Origin of the sequence: Paenibacillus mesophilus (assembly GCF_005938385.1) — a bacterium.
Taxonomy (GTDB): domain Bacteria; phylum Bacillota; class Bacilli; order Paenibacillales; family NBRC-103111; genus Paenibacillus_AB; species Paenibacillus_AB mesophilus.
In genome coordinates, this window is the sequence record NZ_VCRA01000057.1 from 1 (window position 1) to 15,115 (window position 15,115).

The 15,115-nt window shown below is 43.3% G+C and carries 22 protein-coding genes; 18 read left to right on the top strand and 4 right to left on the bottom strand.

The window, feature by feature from the left end; all coding sequences use genetic code 11:
• The first annotated feature begins 378 nt into the window (after positions 1-378).
• The 9 genes from FE783_RS36485 (at position 379) to FE783_RS36520 (ending at position 5,316) form a co-directional block, all read left to right on the top strand.
• Complete coding sequence (locus FE783_RS36485; RefSeq protein WP_158302244.1) at positions 379-621, top strand: GNAT family N-acetyltransferase; 243 nt, start codon at positions 379-381, stop codon at positions 619-621.
• Between the two features lie 124 nt (positions 622-745).
• A complete protein-coding gene (locus FE783_RS36490; RefSeq protein ID WP_138884323.1) occupies positions 746-1,075 on the top strand; it encodes an NUDIX domain-containing protein in 330 nt (109 codons plus the stop codon).
• Between the two features lie 668 nt (positions 1,076-1,743).
• The gene (locus tag FE783_RS38595; protein ID WP_238403416.1) at positions 1,744-2,178 is read left to right on the top strand and encodes an IS110 family transposase; all 435 of its coding nucleotides are present in this window, start codon (positions 1,744-1,746) and stop codon (positions 2,176-2,178) included.
• Between the two features lie 248 nt (positions 2,179-2,426).
• Positions 2,427-2,732, top strand: coding sequence for a hypothetical protein (locus FE783_RS38600; protein WP_238403417.1), 306 nt, complete (start codon positions 2,427-2,429; stop codon positions 2,730-2,732).
• A 308-nt stretch (positions 2,733-3,040) separates the two neighbouring features.
• On the top strand, positions 3,041-3,634 hold the full coding sequence (locus FE783_RS36500) for an NADP-dependent oxidoreductase (RefSeq protein WP_158302245.1): 594 nt from the start codon (positions 3,041-3,043) through the stop codon (positions 3,632-3,634).
• An 8-nt stretch (positions 3,635-3,642) separates the two neighbouring features.
• Positions 3,643-3,987, top strand: coding sequence for a zinc-binding dehydrogenase (locus FE783_RS36505; RefSeq protein ID WP_238403423.1), 345 nt, complete (start codon positions 3,643-3,645; stop codon positions 3,985-3,987).
• A 12-nt stretch (positions 3,988-3,999) separates the two neighbouring features.
• Positions 4,000-4,434, top strand: a complete 435-nt coding sequence (locus FE783_RS36510) for a DUF6326 family protein (protein ID WP_138884326.1) — start codon at positions 4,000-4,002, stop codon at positions 4,432-4,434.
• A 70-nt stretch (positions 4,435-4,504) separates the two neighbouring features.
• Positions 4,505-4,789 (top strand): hypothetical protein, encoded by a 285-nt coding sequence (locus FE783_RS36515; RefSeq protein ID WP_138884327.1) that lies wholly within the window; start codon positions 4,505-4,507, stop codon positions 4,787-4,789.
• Between the two features lie 203 nt (positions 4,790-4,992).
• The gene (locus FE783_RS36520; RefSeq protein ID WP_138884328.1) at positions 4,993-5,316 is read left to right on the top strand and encodes a hypothetical protein; all 324 of its coding nucleotides are present in this window, start codon (positions 4,993-4,995) and stop codon (positions 5,314-5,316) included.
• Between the two features lie 692 nt (positions 5,317-6,008).
• Here the strand turns inward: FE783_RS36520 and FE783_RS36525 are convergent.
• The 3 genes from FE783_RS36525 to FE783_RS36535 are packed head-to-tail and all read right to left on the bottom strand — an operon-like array spanning position 6,009 to position 7,655.
• On the bottom strand, positions 6,009-6,254 hold the full coding sequence (locus FE783_RS36525) for a hypothetical protein (RefSeq protein WP_138884329.1): 246 nt from the start codon (positions 6,252-6,254) through the stop codon (positions 6,009-6,011).
• Positions 6,202-6,627 carry a hypothetical protein gene (locus tag FE783_RS36530; protein ID WP_158302247.1) on the bottom strand — a complete coding sequence of 142 codons (426 nt, stop codon included), beginning with the start codon at positions 6,625-6,627 and terminating at the stop codon, positions 6,202-6,204. The genes FE783_RS36525 and FE783_RS36530 overlap by 53 nt, the downstream gene beginning before the upstream one ends.
• Positions 6,585-7,655 carry an RNA polymerase sigma factor gene (locus FE783_RS36535; RefSeq protein WP_138884331.1) on the bottom strand — a complete coding sequence of 357 codons (1,071 nt, stop codon included), beginning with the start codon at positions 7,653-7,655 and terminating at the stop codon, positions 6,585-6,587. The genes FE783_RS36530 and FE783_RS36535 overlap by 43 nt, the downstream gene beginning before the upstream one ends.
• A gap of 693 nt (positions 7,656-8,348) precedes the next feature.
• Between FE783_RS36535 and FE783_RS36540 the strand changes: the two genes are divergently transcribed.
• From FE783_RS36540 to FE783_RS36550, 3 genes are all read left to right on the top strand, one after another.
• Positions 8,349-8,882, top strand: a complete 534-nt coding sequence (locus FE783_RS36540) for a hypothetical protein (RefSeq protein WP_238403419.1) — start codon at positions 8,349-8,351, stop codon at positions 8,880-8,882.
• A gap of 409 nt (positions 8,883-9,291) precedes the next feature.
• Complete coding sequence (locus FE783_RS36545) at positions 9,292-9,705, top strand: NUDIX hydrolase (protein ID WP_138884332.1); 414 nt, start codon at positions 9,292-9,294, stop codon at positions 9,703-9,705.
• A 558-nt stretch (positions 9,706-10,263) separates the two neighbouring features.
• Entirely contained in the window at positions 10,264-10,848 is a 585-nt protein-coding gene (locus tag FE783_RS36550) for a YdeI/OmpD-associated family protein (RefSeq protein ID WP_138884333.1), read from the top strand.
• Positions 10,849-11,113: 265 nt separating this feature from the next.
• On the opposite strand, the gene FE783_RS38605 is transcribed toward FE783_RS36550, so the two are convergent.
• Positions 11,114-11,350, bottom strand: a complete 237-nt coding sequence (locus FE783_RS38605; protein WP_238403421.1) for a transposase — start codon at positions 11,348-11,350, stop codon at positions 11,114-11,116.
• Between FE783_RS38605 and FE783_RS36560 the strand changes: the two genes are divergently transcribed.
• From FE783_RS36560 to FE783_RS36585, 6 genes are all read left to right on the top strand, one after another.
• On the top strand, positions 11,331-11,468 hold the full coding sequence (locus FE783_RS36560) for a winged helix-turn-helix transcriptional regulator (RefSeq protein ID WP_274381477.1): 138 nt from the start codon (positions 11,331-11,333) through the stop codon (positions 11,466-11,468). The two genes, FE783_RS38605 and FE783_RS36560, sit on opposite strands and share 20 nt — an antisense overlap.
• Positions 11,469-11,648: 180 nt before the next feature.
• Positions 11,649-12,026: an HIT family protein gene (locus FE783_RS36565; RefSeq protein ID WP_138884339.1), complete on the top strand. Its 378-nt coding sequence runs from the start codon at positions 11,649-11,651 to the stop codon at positions 12,024-12,026.
• 158 nt (positions 12,027-12,184) lie between these two features.
• Positions 12,185-12,670 (top strand): hypothetical protein, encoded by a 486-nt coding sequence (locus FE783_RS36570; RefSeq protein WP_138884334.1) that lies wholly within the window; start codon positions 12,185-12,187, stop codon positions 12,668-12,670.
• 121 nt (positions 12,671-12,791) lie between these two features.
• The gene (locus FE783_RS36575) at positions 12,792-13,403 is read left to right on the top strand and encodes a hypothetical protein (RefSeq protein ID WP_138884335.1); all 612 of its coding nucleotides are present in this window, start codon (positions 12,792-12,794) and stop codon (positions 13,401-13,403) included.
• Positions 13,404-13,744: 341 nt separating this feature from the next.
• A complete protein-coding gene (locus FE783_RS36580; protein WP_138884336.1) occupies positions 13,745-14,437 on the top strand; it encodes a carboxylesterase family protein in 693 nt (230 codons plus the stop codon).
• A gap of 93 nt (positions 14,438-14,530) precedes the next feature.
• Complete coding sequence (locus tag FE783_RS36585; RefSeq protein ID WP_138884337.1) at positions 14,531-14,905, top strand: hypothetical protein; 375 nt, start codon at positions 14,531-14,533, stop codon at positions 14,903-14,905.
• Positions 14,906-15,115: the final 210 nt, after the last annotated feature.

Below are 15,115 nucleotides of genomic sequence, written 5' to 3' on the forward strand. Positions count from 1 at the left end.
TTGCCGGAAGCCCCTAATCCATCTTGCAGTGTCATAGCTTCGCTTGTTATTCGAGATCGTTGTCTCAACCAGCCTCAAACATGTTTCTACAAGTAGGGGGTGAACAGTTTAGCACACGGGGTCAAGCCCCACGGGCAGAGACGTTCTACCCCGGCTACCCGTAACTAAACCCCTTAAAACAAAAGAGGTCAACCAGTAAAAACTGGCTGACCTCATAATACGAACGGGCAGTAATGCGCAAACAAAAGGGTATGTAGTGTGTATAATTATGGGAACGTGCTTAACCTATCATACGACATAAGAGGATTTGTGAATGATAATTTATAAAACGGATGAAACACCATCAACAAGCGCAATCATAGCCCTAATGAGAAGTTATTGGGCTTTCTGCGAGCATTTACGGACTTTTGCTTTGATTGTTATATTAATGATATTGCGGTTGACCCCGAGTACCAGGGAACAGGGATTGGCAAGGGATTAATTGAACACCTAAAGCATTTTTTAGAAAAAGATGCATTGATGTTCCTGATATCCGCCCCTGAAGCCAAAACATTTTATAGTAAAATAGGATTTAACAACTTCAAAGATATTGAAGAAACGTGGTACCAAGCCATTAAATAATGATTGAGGTAACGGATACGAGAGTTGAGGTGGGTTGAACATGGATGAATTCGCATATGGCGGAATTGTTTTTAATAATGATGCGAGGTATTGATGAGAAGTCCTAGTGGATTTTGGGGAGGTTATGTTTGGACTTTTGCTAAAGGGGGGGAGGGACCAGCAAGATCAATCTCCGGAATACACAGCATTGAGAGAAGTGAGAGAAGAAACAGGATATGTTTGTGAAGTTATTGCACCAATCCCAGGAGCTTATGAATCAGATACTTGCTTCACAAAGTATTATTTATTAAGACCGACAGGAGAAGTACATAAATTTGATCATGAAACACAGGAAGTTCGATGGGTAAACACGGCAGAGGCATTCGAATTAATAAATCTGACTATAACAGAAAAAGGACGATTTAGGGACACCAACGCACTTAAAAGTGCCATAGAATTATTGCAAACATTATAAAACCTACTCCAGACCATGCTACTGTCAAAGGATCTGTACGAAGTCTCGAAATAAACGTATAGCCCATTAAATGTTTCAATGATGTATTATTCTAACAAACAAAAAATCCGCGATAAGGCGGATTTTTTGTTTGGGCAATAAGGTTGGGATGTCGGGAATGTTATCAAGTTCTTGACATTTATGCAACCAAGTTCTTGACATCCGTGTCGGCTGACAAGAAAAATATAACATTAAGAGTCGCGTACATCGCGGCTCTTTTCATTTATGTTGTCATGTTCTTGTCTTGGGTCAATGACAAGAACATGACAACATACTCCACAGATTGATTTTGATTCTTATGTAGTGGCTGTCAGGCCATGGCTGACATTCTTAGAGGACAAGAACATATATTCAATGAAAGTTTCGGTTATATATTTTTTATGTGTAAGTTCTTGTCCTTTTCGCTGGACAAGAACTTACATCGTTACCCGAATTGGGACAAGAACATACCATCCTTAGCCGCGACTGAACAAAAAACGGTTGAGGGAGGGGGGCCTTAAATTGGAAATGGGGTGAAGCTAAAACATTCCTGTTAGTCCTAAGAAATGGACTTTGAAAGAAAAGGCGCGCCTCGGTAAGATGGGTTTGTCCAGGGTTTATCCCAACACCATCAAGGAGGCGCTCTTACTATGAAGTTTAAGCAATCAGACGGTCAAAATCAACGGATTGAACGAATTACGACGACTCACATAATTGTGGGAATCGATATAGCGAAAGAAACCCACGTCGCACAAGCAACAAATTTTCGCGGTATCATCCTTACCAAGAAGCATCTATCCTTCTCAAACACAATTGAATCTTTTACGAAATTAGAACGATGGATCGATGAAATCGGGCAAAAACACCAATTAAAGAACGTCATTATTGGCATGGAACCGACGGGCCACTATGGATATAACCTGGCCAACTGGCTCGCTGACAAGGACAAAGATGTTGTCATGGTGAATCCGGCTATCACCAAACGAAACAAGGAAAACCGCGACAATTCCCCGTCCAAGAGTGATCCGAAGGATGCGCTTGTCATTGCCGATGTGGTTAGCCGGGGTTATTACTACGACTTCTAACGGCATGCTATTGTCTTTCAAAGGTTGAATACGATGATGAGCGATCGGGAATTTTGGGTAACGAATAGTGTCCGGCTGCAAAACCGGATTATTCGCTGGTTAGACATACGCTTCCCGGAGTATTTCTCTGTATTTAAAGACTGGACAAGCAAGCGTTCGTTGGCCGCTCTTAAGGTAAGGAATTTCCTTCTCCGCAAGATCTAGAGCCGCTGTCCATATCGGAAGTAATTACAGGATGGCGGAAGCATATGAAGCGAGCTGGTGGCTCTACCGGCATACAGAAGGCTGCTCAGCTTATTGCCGCAGCTAAGCAAAGTATAGGTGACACAACGGCACTTCTTGAAGCGAAGCAAGATTTAAACCGGTTATTAGATGAGTTTGAACGCATTGTAAAAGTGCTAGATGCCATTGAAAAGGATATTGAAATATTGCTAAGCGGTATTCCGATGGCCAACCAATTACGTTCGATCGGTATGGGATCTATCTGCATTGCAGCGATTCTGTCGAGTACCGGTGATCTCAGACAGTATGCCCATGGACGCCATCCTGCGTAAATATCTGTACCTGGCTACGCTGCAGCTCATTGGAAATAACCCTGTATTCCGGCAACTCCACGAATACAATGTTCAAGTGAAGCAAATGAAGAAGCAGCAGTCTTTATATTATTTACTTTAGATGGCGCTCCTATCTGTTTGGATTTTGCATGCTAAGTGTAACCATTAGCTACCATGCCAGACAGGGGTGGTTTTTTCGTTTTGGAAGATGTTTACTTATTTATTTTTTTTAAGAAACCAACTTTAGTAGGTAGTGAGGCCTTACACAATTCGTTATGTTTAATCTATGTTCAGTGGAAGGGGAGTCAATGAAAGCAATTATACAAGAAATATATGGACCTGCTAGTGTGTTAAAACTAGTTGGAGTGAAAAAGCCTACGCCTAAAGACGATGAGGTGCTTGTGCATGTGAAGGCAACATCCCTTAATGCTCCGGATTGGCGTCTTCTAAGGGGTAAACCGATGATGATGCGCTTAAGTTCAGGGATCTTTCGCCATAAGCTCATCAAAAAGGGCACAGATGTCTCTGGGATTGTTTCTGAGATGGGCAAGGGTGTGACGCGGTTTAAAGTTGGCGATGAAGTGTATGGAGTTTTAGCGGATGCAGGGTTTGGCGCCTTTGCAGATTATGTCAGCGTCAAAGAAACACTACTGGTCCATAAACCAAAGCGCTTAAGTCACTTAGAAGCAGCGTCGCTACCTCTAACTTCCGTGACAGCCCTTCAAGGAGTAAGGGATCTCGGAAAGTTGCAAAAAGGGGAGCGGGTTCTTATTGTCGGTGCTTCTGGTGGTGTAGGGAGTTATGCACTGCAGCTAGCTAAATATTTCGGCGGTTATGTGACGGCGGTGACAGGTACAAAGCATGTCAACAAGCAAAAAATTTGGGAGCTGATGCCGTTATAAACTATTCGGTGGCGCCTCTTGACACCCTAAAAGCTCAATTTGATCTGATTATAGCCATAAATGGCTATAATAGTCTGTCAACGTATCGTAAGCTTTTAGCGCCTCGAGGTCGATTTGTCATGATTGGTGGGAAATCTATCAAGCAAATTCTTCAAATTACAGCCTTTGGTGGCATGTTGTCCAAAAAGGCTGGTCAGAGCTTTAAAGGCTTATTATCAAAGCGCTGTGTTGAAGATCTAGCCTTTATCGCAGTTCTGATGGATGAAAAACGCTTAGTGCCGGTTATAGAAAAAGAAATCCAATTTCATGAGATCCCAATAGGGCATATAGGGATTACAACTTTTAATTTATGAATGGAGATTAATATGAATACACAAAATAAAGCACAAAATGCACTGGAAGACATCAAAGTCAGTTCGAAACTGAAGATTGCTACGCTGTGGGCGAGTTTTATGTTTCTCTATATTTATGTTGATTATTTCGCCCTATATATGCCGGGCAAAATAGAAGGTATTCTGGCAGGAAAAATATTTATATTTGACATTTCATATGTCTTTCTATTGATAGCACTGATTTCGGTAACAATTCCAGCTCTTATGATTTTCCTTTCTGTTGCCCTGCCGGCAAAAGTAAGTCGCTGGGCAAATATCATTATTGCCGTGGTGTATATTCCCTATACATTGTTTAATTTGACAGGAGAGGCTTGGGTGCACATGGTGTTTGGCGCTGTTGTAGAAGTCGCTCTTCTTTGTCTAATTATCTGGTATGCATGGAAATGGCCTTCTTCGTTGGCCAAATAGAAACAATAAAAGCGGGACTTAGGGGCCACTGAAAAAGTTCAAAAGTACGAAAACATGCAGGCTGTCGAGATTGTTTCGGCAGTCTTTTTTAATTGTTCAAATGTTTAATGCGGCAATGCGTGAAGATCATGTTCCAGCCTCAAATCTCATTTATGCGCTGATGGGAGCTCATGTTACCGCGCAGCGCAAGCTCGAGCTCTTCATTCTTTTTCTTCATCGTTCTGCGTGCGAAGCCGGCAAGCAGAAAGGGCAGAGAGAAGAGCTTCTATATAATGAATGTGATAGTGACGTAATAGGTAATAAATATGACAAGTATGGAATTGAAGTTATTAGGGATGGTTTGCATATGAAGTAAACTGTCGGGTGACAAGAACATTATCTCATTAACTGCAGCATGAATCGCGGCTTTCTTGTTTTATGGGATAAAGTTCTTGTCAAATTTCAATGACAAGAACATTATCCCATTCCCGAAATTGACAAGAACATTATCCCATTCCCGACGAATCCCGCATATAGTGAAAGGGATTTAGTTGAATATGAGTTGGGGAGAGAAGTGTAGTGGCAAGAGCGAAAACAACAGCTTTACTTGTATCAATCGGTACTGAAACTCGTGAGGTTTCTGTTAATTTTGACCTAGCGGCCACGTTCACCTCGCGAGGTATCAACTTGCCTATTGGTAAATCCATAACAGTGAAGAGGGGTGGAATTTCCAAGAAATTAATCCTCACATTGGATTCGTTTGAAGATGATCCGCCTGGAAGAATATTGAGACTTAATCCTAGAGGTATAGCCTTATTTGGTTTTAGTGAGAATGAAAGAATTGTTGTGGAATTTGACAGCAAAACAAAAATTATGACCCTACGGGCTATAGGTGCAAAGTAATTGTGGAACAATATATCTGATTGAATATGGCAGAGAGTCTTGGATAAATAAACAAAATTATTAATAACATCGTCAAAAATTTCTGACGATGTTTTTTTGTCGGGAATGGGATAAAGTTCTTGTCATTTATGACATCAAGTTCTTGTCATCTGTCGGCTAACAAGAAAAATATAACATTAAGAGTCGCGTATATCGCGGCTCTTTTCATTTATGTTGTCATGTTCTTGTCGCGTTGTGTAACTGCCACAGCTGCGATGAAAAACTAAATATGAAGCATAGAACATTTTATAGGCGTGTTAATGAATACGAAAACGATCGTCTTTATTGAACTAACTGGCAGTTTTGCTGAATAGATCTGGAAATAAGGAATTTAATTATACACCTGCTGAGTATGTGGAGCATCTGACCTCTCACGGTTGGGCTGCGGTCAAGAAAGGATAAAAAATCGTCGGGTAAATTTGCCTGGTGGTCCTTCGTGTGAGGGAAGGAGAAATCTGGCAGATGCGATTGTGATCAAAAACCACCCATGACGCACATGCGTCATGGGTGGTTTTTGATCATTTTCATAAGTTCAGGAGGGGGCCATGGTGCAATAGCGATGTTTTAATCACTTCGTTGGACAGAGTATTGCGTGAAAATGGCCAGCATGACCCTGGAACGGCCATTCTTCGTATCCACTTTCCGAACCGGACTTACTTGACCGGCCCCATCCAGGTTGTAATCGTCTTCTTCTGGTGCGGCAACGGCGGTTTCAACTTCCCGCTATCGATCAAATGCTTCAAAATATAAGCGACCAGCCGGCCTCCGCCGGTATTGCCTCTCACCATGTAAGCAATCTGCGGCTCCAAATGCTTCGGCTGATTTTGCAGGAACAGCTTGAGCATTTTATCGTAGAGCTTGCCGACAGCAGGCGCATACAGGGCGGACAAATCCGGCATTGCCTTGTTCAACCGATCCAGCGTTTGCGGAGAGTCGATCCAAACCGCATTTGAACTTGTACCCCTCCTCCGTCTTGCGGATGTACCCCTTCTCCAGCAGGAACGAATATTGCTCGCTGTTCCCTTCGTTGTCAGGCAGTTCCCCTTGTTGGAACGCATGGCAAACCTCGACATTCCGGTATTCCAGGAAACGCCAATCCACCTGGCGGTCGCTCCAGTACGTATTGAATTGCCACAAGTATAAGGGACTGTCTTCGACGTAGCGGAGACTCGGACCGAAGGTGACGTAACTACTCAGATCAAAACCCGGATCGGCATTGCGGCTCCGGTTCAACGCCGCATAGGCGATATACTGCCCTCCGTCCTTTCGCATCGGCGCGACCGCATCGAAGTTGTCGCCCGCCGGCATGCTCCGCCAGGATTGCTCCTCGACGTTCTTGGGCAGCAAGGTCCAGAGCAGGAAGTTATAGTCGCCGTCCGGAACGTACACTCCGCTATCCTCGACTTGCCGGCGAACTTCATCAACGCGTCGAAATGAACATCGGCCACTTCGGCGGCGCACTCTTGATAGAATCGATGACTGGCTCCAGCCAACTCGACGATGTCCCAGACTATGGTATTGCTTTGATATTTGCCGGGAGAGGTTTGGATGAGAAAATTGTAATCGGCCAGGTGCCGGACTTCGCCTTCCAGCAAAGACGGCGGCATTCCGAGCTCCTCCGCGATTTGATGGACGGTATGCGCCTTGTGATAAGCCGCGTAAACGATATTTTGCGCCAAGGCGCGTCCAAGAAAATCGTTGGTTTCGCCCAGTCTGCCGGCCGAACCGGAATGGCCCATTTCCCCCATGCTGACCGGATTGACACTCAAAGTTCCTGTTGCGCGCATACGTTTCATCCCTTTCCTTAACTCCTTTTTGGCCTCGCTCAGATGCCACTTCACCGTGTTGACAGGAATGTTCAGAGCAATCGCGATATCGCCGATTTTAAGCTCGTCGTAGTAATACATGACCACGATCCGGCGATGGATGTCGGACAGAAACGCGACTTCACGGCGCAGCTCGCGGTAAGCTTCGGTTACCAGCAGCCGGTCAAGCGGCTCCCGGGAACGGTCGGCCGACAGTTCGGACATGCCGTTGATTTCGATCGCTTGGGGAGCGTGCGCACGCTTTTTCAACCAATTCACCCAAGTGTATCGGGCAACCGTCCAGACGTAAGCCTCCAGGCATCGAATGTCCCGCACCCCGGAGAAGGATTTCAACAACTGCAGCATAATCTCCTGAGCCAGATCCTCCGCCTCCGCCCGCTGCTTGACCCGGTTCAACGCAAAACCGAAAATCGGTTTGACAAAGCTCCGAATCGCTTCCGCCGCTTCTTTTCCGTTCTTCCCGATCGAATCCATCTTTCGCCTCCGCAGTTGCGTCTGTAATTCTTGACAATCAAATAGTGTGTCAGGCGAAATAAAGGTTGGGATATTTTCAAAAAAAATTTGGACGTCCTACCGGATCACCCATACATGTAAAATTACAAACATCGCGGATAGGTCATTTGAATGGTTAAAGAGACGTTATGAGCTTTTTGTTGAGTATAAATGGAACAAGGATTAAACAAGCTGAAGATTACTTAAGATTTAAGGGTCTCACTTTTAGTATATAAAGATACTTTTTTCCGTTCAACTAAGGTACGTTAGTTCAACAACACAGCCGCAGTCTAATACTTGATTTTCTCGTTCAGAGCTGCCGACGATGAAAATGCTGGGGTCAGTCTAAAACTTATTTTTCAATACCTGATGTTTTTCAAACTCTGAAACGGCGTCAAAAAAACCAACCCCAGTCTAATACTTGATTTTCTTTGGCCAGCAGCGCCCAAGCGAAGGCGCGGGAGCTATTGATTTTGGTTTGGTATTCTTCTAATGGCCAGCGAGCGGACGTCATAAGACTATCACATGTGGTCACTTTGGCGACTGCCGACCAATAGAGTAAATGTCAGGCTATGCAGCGGATCCCAAATGGAGCGGTTGAGTTGAAACAGACGCCGGGCCGGACACTCAATATGTGGTATAATATAGCAAAAAATTATGGATGTGAAGGTGTGTATGGCTAAAAGGGATGCTGCGGAGGATCAGCAGGAGCACATCGAGACGTTGCCGCTGTTCTCCACTACGGACACGGGCGGACAGATGACGGTGCTCCGGCCGGGACGTCGCGTTGGACGCGCGGCTCCGCTGCTGCCGTGGCTGCTCGCAGCCGCTGCACTGTGGGCACTGACAGGCTCAGTGCCGTTCGGCGCCCTGCTCGGCCTGGCGCCGACACCAGCGATCAGCCTGCTTCTCGGTCATCCGGTCACGGTGGGCGTCGCCGTGGTGCTGCTGTTCGTCGCGATCGGTGCGACTGGCGGAGTGTACTCGCGAGCGGTCGAGCAGTTCGGACAGACCAGGGTCGCCGGCCTGTTCGCGACGCTCGCGGTCGCAGAAGGACTCGCCGCAGTCTCGGGAGTCCTCCTGCTCTGGATGTTGACAAGCGATCCGTCGCGGCCCTTCGACCTCGAGGCCATCGCGACTTCGCCGACGATCCCGCCAGAGCTCGGCGCCGTCGTCGGAGCCGGCTTCGCCCTCTGGGCCCGAGGATGAATACGATCCGGATAGAAATGATTAAATTATGGTTTGTTGATTAAGCTCCCTCGATATGATTTAATTTCCTCGCGCAAGCTCGTGTATTCGCAGGATTTCATCCTCCATAGTAACGGATGATGAAGGAAAGAGCGTTTAATTGGTAGGGTTTATTCGTTAGAAGGCATGCGGGAACAGAGGTGGGAGTAGCTTCACCCAAATCGTTCCAAATGCTGCACGTATTCTCCACATGACCCCTAGCGATTCTCGCTCCCATGTCTCAACGGGTCTAAGCCCTATCATTCCTTCGTCACATCTAACTAAGGGGAAGTTCGTAAAACCATACAAAAGTTGTTTTTTATGTTACGTTCACAGATTAAACGCTATATGAAATCTGAGCAAACCAATAAAGAAAGGAATCATTCTATACATGGATAATTCTCCGAAGCAAATAGTAGTCGCTGCCGCCGTTGTTTTAAACAATAAGAATGAAATTTTATTGATTAATGGACCAAAGAGAGGATGGGAAATTCCTGGGGGACGTGTTGAAAAGGGTGAGTCAATCTCTTCAGCAGCTGTAAGAGAAACCAAAGAAGAGACCGGAATAGATATTGAGATAATAAATTTTTGTGGGATCTTTCAGAATGTTAGGGAATCAGTTTGTAGTACCTTGTTTTTGGGGAGACCTATTGGTGGAGAATTTAAAACGTCTACTGAAAGTCATGAGATTGGTTATTTTTCGGTAGAAGAGGCATTGAACAAAATAACTTGGAAGGGCTTTAAAGAACAAATTGAATATTGTATAAACCAACAAGAACCATTTTTAATAGAATTTAATAACTAGAGTTGGTTTTGGACTTAATGTAAAAAAAGATGTCGGCTGACAAGAAAAATATAACATTAAGAGTCGCGTATATCGCGGCTCTTTTCATTTATGTTGTCATGTTCTTGTCTGGGGTCAATGACAAGAACTCGACAACATGCCCCACAGGTGACAAGAACATGACAACATACTCCACAGATTGATTTTGATTCCTATGTAGTGGCTGTCAGGCCATGGCTGACATTCTTGGAGGACAAGAACATACATTCAATGAAAGTTTCGGCTTTATATTTTTTATGTGTAAGTTCTTGACCTTTTCGCTGGACAAGAACCCGAATTGGGACAAGAACATACCATCCTTTGACGCGACTGAACAAAAAACGGTTGAGGGAGGGGGGGGGGGACCTTAAATTGGAAATGGGATGAAGCTAACTGGCAGAATAGTTCAACAGATTTATTCGCACCGCGGTGGCTTGTTTCTGGAATTGAGATATTAGCAGTAGCTCAAGCAAGGCTAGACTATCACTGACTGTATCTGTCAACTATATTGAAGTACACTACAAGTAGGAGGTGATTCAAGTGATCAATAAGTCCAATGAATTACCGGTTATGTTTTTTGGCGAACCGCAATCTCTCGAGAATTGGCTTGAGAACAATCATGACACTTCACCGGGAATCCGGTTGCAAATCGCGAAAAAAAATTCCGGTGTGGTTACCGTATCCTACGATGAAGCACTTGAAAGTGCATTGTGTTACGGATGGATTGACAGCCAGAAGGAAAAGTTTGATGAAAAAATGTGGGTTCAACGATTTACTCCGCGTGGGGCAAAGAGCATCTGGTCGAAAGTAAATAAAGACAAAGCAGAGCTTCTCATTACAAATGGAAGAATGAAGCCCTCTGGGTTCAAAGCGATTGAAGTTGCCAAAAAGAATGGACAATGGGATAAGGCCTACGAATCGCAAAGTATCGCTTCTATGCCTGAGGATTTCGCAATTGAACTTGAGCGTAATGTCAAAGCGGAGGCATTTTATGATACGTTGAATAACCAAAATAAATATGCAATCCTGTTCAGAATCCATAATGCCAAGAAGCAAGAAACCCGGGCGAAACGAATTAAACAGTTTGTAGAGATGCTTGAAAAAGGTGAAAAAATATATCCCTAATCAGTCCCTATCGATTTTGAACTACCCTGAAAAAAACTCGTATCGCGTATCCCTAAAAAAGGCAATACGAAACTAGGCGCAGCTTGTACAGTTTTTAAAAGCTGCGTCTTCTTTGTTCAGGGAAGGGATCAGGAAGCATCAGATGCGGCCAATGTTACAGTAAAGCCGAGGTTTTCGAGCTTTCGGACGGTCTGTCTGACGATGGCGTCTTGGTGCCGTTTCTCAAAGTAATCTGAACCCAAATCCTTGCAGTCTTCCTGACGGGTCAGTAGATAGTAAGCGATGAGTGTGCAACGGCAACGGCTGCTCGGCGCTTTCCTTTGCGTGCGGCGATTCGCCTGTACTGGGCTCCGAAGTAATTCTCAGATTCCCGTATGGATTGGGCTGCTTCGGTAAGGGCGGAACGGAGATACTGGTTGCCTTTGCGGGTTTTGGAGGACTTGCGTTTACCGGCGCTTTCGTTTTGACATGTTCTGAGTTTCTTGGAGCAGGCCCATATCATCCATCGTCAAGTGTTTGCAACAGTACCCGTAACTGTCGAGTACTCCATGACAGACAAAGGAAAGGATTTCATTCGGGTGTACTATGCCATGAAAGATTGGGGAGAAGTGGAAGGTTAATGATACACAGGAGAACGAGAAATGAACGCCCAAGATCGATAGATGATTAAGCTAGCGGGAGACAAGAGTGAAGCGATGGAACCGATCCACCGCTTTTATTCGTTACTCAACAAACCGGCAGGATAATGGAAATAAGTTGGAGAAAATTAGGGAATGAGAAACTAGAAATGAGTGATCGAGATGTGCTGTCCACTCTGCTTTCCTGAAAATGATTCAGAGCAACAAATCGTTCTTTCTAATGAGTATTGTTTGTTCGTTCAAAAACCTCAACCTGTCTTATTAGGTTCAGGCTTAATTGTTCCAAGAAAGCATAGGGAAACCGTATTTGATTTAACTCCCCAAGAATGGCAAGCAACTTTTGTCCTTCTACAAGAAGCTAAGGAATTTTTGGATAAAGAATATCATCCTCAAGGCTACAATGTAGGCTGGAATATTGGTCATGTAGGGGGTCAGGAAATATTTCATGCACATATGCATGTTATCCCTAGATTTGAGGATGAACCCTTAGCAGGTAAAGGTATAAGGTATTGGTTAAAACAGTCTTCAAACCAACGCTAAGAGCAGAGGAATTGTCCCGTATCGGATACGACAGTAAAGGCCGTCGGCGATCTCTGTCTATTGAAGTAACTGGCAGTTTAGTGGAATTAAATGGAGGGACTGGAATGTCGGTGTCGAATGTAAGCGAAAGCTAAAATTCGGAGGGAGTGATTCTAATAATGAATGGCAAGAGTAATTTTGAGGCAGTACGTGTAAAAAGAAATGAAATTAAGTTAGTTGGTATCCCATTTGTTGGAGGAAGGCCTTATGCTGATAAGGGAGTTAGTCTTTTCAATGTAGCCAAACATAGCCTTCTAACGGCAGCTGAGCATTTTCCTGGTTGGATTAATAGGGACATTGTTTATGCAGTTCTTCCATCGGGTGAAAAACAATTACCAGACACGTTTTCCGTTATCGTAGCGATAGAGATTGAGAATGATGAAATGGTGCCTGAATGGTTTACTAAAATCAACATCCCACCAAGCGAATATGGGCTTGTCTCTAACATCCCAATTGCAGATGAACGTCAGGGCTATCAAGCCATGGATCGTTTTTTTGAAACTTCTATGCGAGTCCCAGAAATGGTCTATGGACATTTCGAAGTGAACGATGCAAACAAACCTGGATTTTTTGAATTGTATACGGCAACCAGACCGTTAAGCTAACGGGCACCGCTAGCGACGAGAACCATTATTAAGGAAAGATTTAACGAATGGGTATAGCGAACGAAGACGATGTGAGGAAAGAGGCTGTCGGAATTAATAACGTTGAAAAAGGAGCATCGATATGATCGTTTCAGGTCGAAATATGGTTAAAGATGACGTAAAGATTCTTTATAAAAAGTTATACTCTTCTGCAAAGGGGAACCAACAAATTTTGATCCACGACATACCCGATCAACGATATATTACATTCAAAGGAAATGGTTCGCGTAATATTCGACTCATCAGAGACTTATCTGGCTTTGGACAGCTTTTCGTCTCGTTTAATAGAATTAGGTATTATACCGTCTTAGAAATGATGAAAAATTTCACTATGGGGTCGATTGAAATCGAATGGGGGGATCCACAAGGGGCGGGCAATGATTACACAATCATGTTGTGGGTACCGGATTATGTAACGGAAGAGCACTTAAAGTACGCTATGCTTGATAAATTAGGAAGAGATGACCACCCTATAGATCTCATAACGAAACCAAGTGGGCAGTACGCTCAATATTTGCATGTTGGCGCATATGATGATTTTCTCGAAAACGCCGGGAGTATTAAAGAAAAACTAATAGATATGGGGTATGAACTAGTTGGTAATTTCAAGGAAATGTACATGAACCATACGAATATCAACTGGCCCGATCAATTAAAAATATACTTTCGTCAGGCGATAAGAAAACATACCTGAGATATTTGCCGATACATCGATGCAAAGTCCATGAGAAAGCCCAAAGTACATCTCAATAGGGAAACAAATAATAGTTCTTAATACATAACAGTCTGCCGCGGCAAAGTAAACGATGCGTATTCTTGTCCTCCGACATCACTATAAACAGAAAATCCGTTTATCTGAGTCATCGGAGACCCTATCAAATGTATTAGCCGCGACGAACAGCACAGTCCATGCCATTAAACTAACGAGAACGATAGTGGAATTAGCAGGGAGCAGATCGCCGCGGCAACTGCTCCCCTTCTTCATTGAAGTAACCGGCAGTAATGTGGAGTGTTGTGTGTTAAAATAAGGGAAAAATGGATCCTAAAGAAATTAGAGTCGAGAGGATAACAATGAGGATAAAATCAAATAGTCTCACCGCTCAGATCACAAAGAACGTGAAGATCAATTATCTACTTTCATTTCCCGAAGGTTATGAGAAAGAGCAAGTAGGTGAATGGGGACTTATCGTATTTTTACATGGTATGGATATGAGGGGTGAGGATGTAACTAAGTTAAATAACTATGGAATTTTCGGAACAGGCAAGGGATTATCACTCCCGTTTGTTGTTGCAGTTCCCCAATGTCCAAGTGAGTCGTTCTGGAATATGGAACGTGACGCGGTTATGGCTTTGGTAACTGAACTTATAAGAAAGCACCACATAGACGTAAACCGTATCTACTTAATTGGATATAGCATGGGGGGATACGGTGTATGGGATTTAGCAATTAATAATCCGCAAACATTTGCAGCAATTGTGCCATTGAGTTCTGGCGGACAGATATCTAAAGCAAAGCAGTTAAAAGATACCCCTATATGGGCCTTTCATGGGGCTTTAGACGTTATCGTTCCAGTAGAACAAATGACCAAAATGATAGATGCAGTAGAGCAATATCAGTCCAACGTTAAACTTACTATTTACCCAGACCTTGGGCACGACATCTTGGGTTACACCTTGAACAACGAGGAACTTTATTCTTGGCTATTGGAACAAAAGAGGCATAACTAATGGATACGATAAAGTAATAATCACGAATACTCTTAATAAGGAATAATTTGGGCAGTAGATGTTATCTGAAATTGACCTAAGGGGCAGAAAGACATGAGAAACAATACTAAACCAATATTAAGTTTAATAGGATTTGGTTTATTTATAGTTACATTAGTAATTCATCTATGTTTTAGATTTGTAAGAACATCAGATGTGGGAGTAGATATGCTGCTGTCTCTTGCTGATGCACTATTATTAGTTATCACTTTGTTATGGAGTGTAATGGGGATAATTGAATTGCGTATATTATTGAAGTCACACGGGGGTATCAAGGATAAATTAGATAATGGTAGAATAAATAAAGATGAATATAAGAATATATCAAGAAGACATAAATTTTGTTTTACCATAAACATCAGTTATTTAGTTATTATCTTATTTCAGTTGGGATATGTTATTTTTAACTGGTATGAAGTAAATGTATAAATTCAAGTAATTTGAATGAAATTCAAAGAAGTGATCAACTTCAGCTAACATCGTATTTGTTCTGGAAAAATAAAGTCTTAGATTCTATATAAGTTGAACTAATGAGACTTACATGCGAATACAAAGCCGATCAATAATCTTCATTGGATCTTGCATAATGTTGTCCATAAATGCTCCAACATTCTTGCGAATCTCTACAGTTGTATGGTA

What these genes read in the sequence shown, in the direction of transcription:
- FE783_RS36490 (WP_138884323.1), top strand. Translation starts at nt 746, where the DNA reads ATGTTTGGACTTTTGCTAAAGGGGGGGAGGGACCAGCAAGATCAATCT.
- FE783_RS38595 (WP_238403416.1), top strand. Translation starts at nt 1,744, where the DNA reads ATGAAGTTTAAGCAATCAGACGGTCAAAATCAACGGATTGAACGAATT.
- FE783_RS38600 (WP_238403417.1), top strand. Translation starts at nt 2,427, where the DNA reads ATGAAGCGAGCTGGTGGCTCTACCGGCATACAGAAGGCTGCTCAGCTT.
- FE783_RS36500 (WP_158302245.1), top strand. Translation starts at nt 3,041, where the DNA reads ATGAAAGCAATTATACAAGAAATATATGGACCTGCTAGTGTGTTAAAA.
- FE783_RS36510 (WP_138884326.1), top strand. Translation starts at nt 4,000, where the DNA reads ATGAATACACAAAATAAAGCACAAAATGCACTGGAAGACATCAAAGTC.
- FE783_RS36525 (WP_138884329.1), bottom strand. Translation starts at nt 6,254, where the DNA reads ATGCCGGATTTGTCCGCCCTGTATGCGCCTGCTGTCGGCAAGCTCTAC.
- FE783_RS36530 (WP_158302247.1), bottom strand. Translation starts at nt 6,627, where the DNA reads ATGCGAAAGGACGGAGGGCAGTATATCGCCTATGCGGCGTTGAACCGG.
- FE783_RS36535 (WP_138884331.1), bottom strand. Translation starts at nt 7,655, where the DNA reads ATGGATTCGATCGGGAAGAACGGAAAAGAAGCGGCGGAAGCGATTCGG.
- FE783_RS36540 (WP_238403419.1), top strand. Translation starts at nt 8,349, where the DNA reads ATGGCTAAAAGGGATGCTGCGGAGGATCAGCAGGAGCACATCGAGACG.
- FE783_RS36545 (WP_138884332.1), top strand. Translation starts at nt 9,292, where the DNA reads ATGGATAATTCTCCGAAGCAAATAGTAGTCGCTGCCGCCGTTGTTTTA.
- FE783_RS38605 (WP_238403421.1), bottom strand. Translation starts at nt 11,350, where the DNA reads ATGATATGGGCCTGCTCCAAGAAACTCAGAACATGTCAAAACGAAAGC.
- FE783_RS36565 (WP_138884339.1), top strand. Translation starts at nt 11,649, where the DNA reads ATGTGCTGTCCACTCTGCTTTCCTGAAAATGATTCAGAGCAACAAATC.
- FE783_RS36570 (WP_138884334.1), top strand. Translation starts at nt 12,185, where the DNA reads ATGAATGGCAAGAGTAATTTTGAGGCAGTACGTGTAAAAAGAAATGAA.
- FE783_RS36575 (WP_138884335.1), top strand. Translation starts at nt 12,792, where the DNA reads ATGATCGTTTCAGGTCGAAATATGGTTAAAGATGACGTAAAGATTCTT.
- FE783_RS36580 (WP_138884336.1), top strand. Translation starts at nt 13,745, where the DNA reads ATGGATCCTAAAGAAATTAGAGTCGAGAGGATAACAATGAGGATAAAA.
- FE783_RS36585 (WP_138884337.1), top strand. Translation starts at nt 14,531, where the DNA reads ATGAGAAACAATACTAAACCAATATTAAGTTTAATAGGATTTGGTTTA.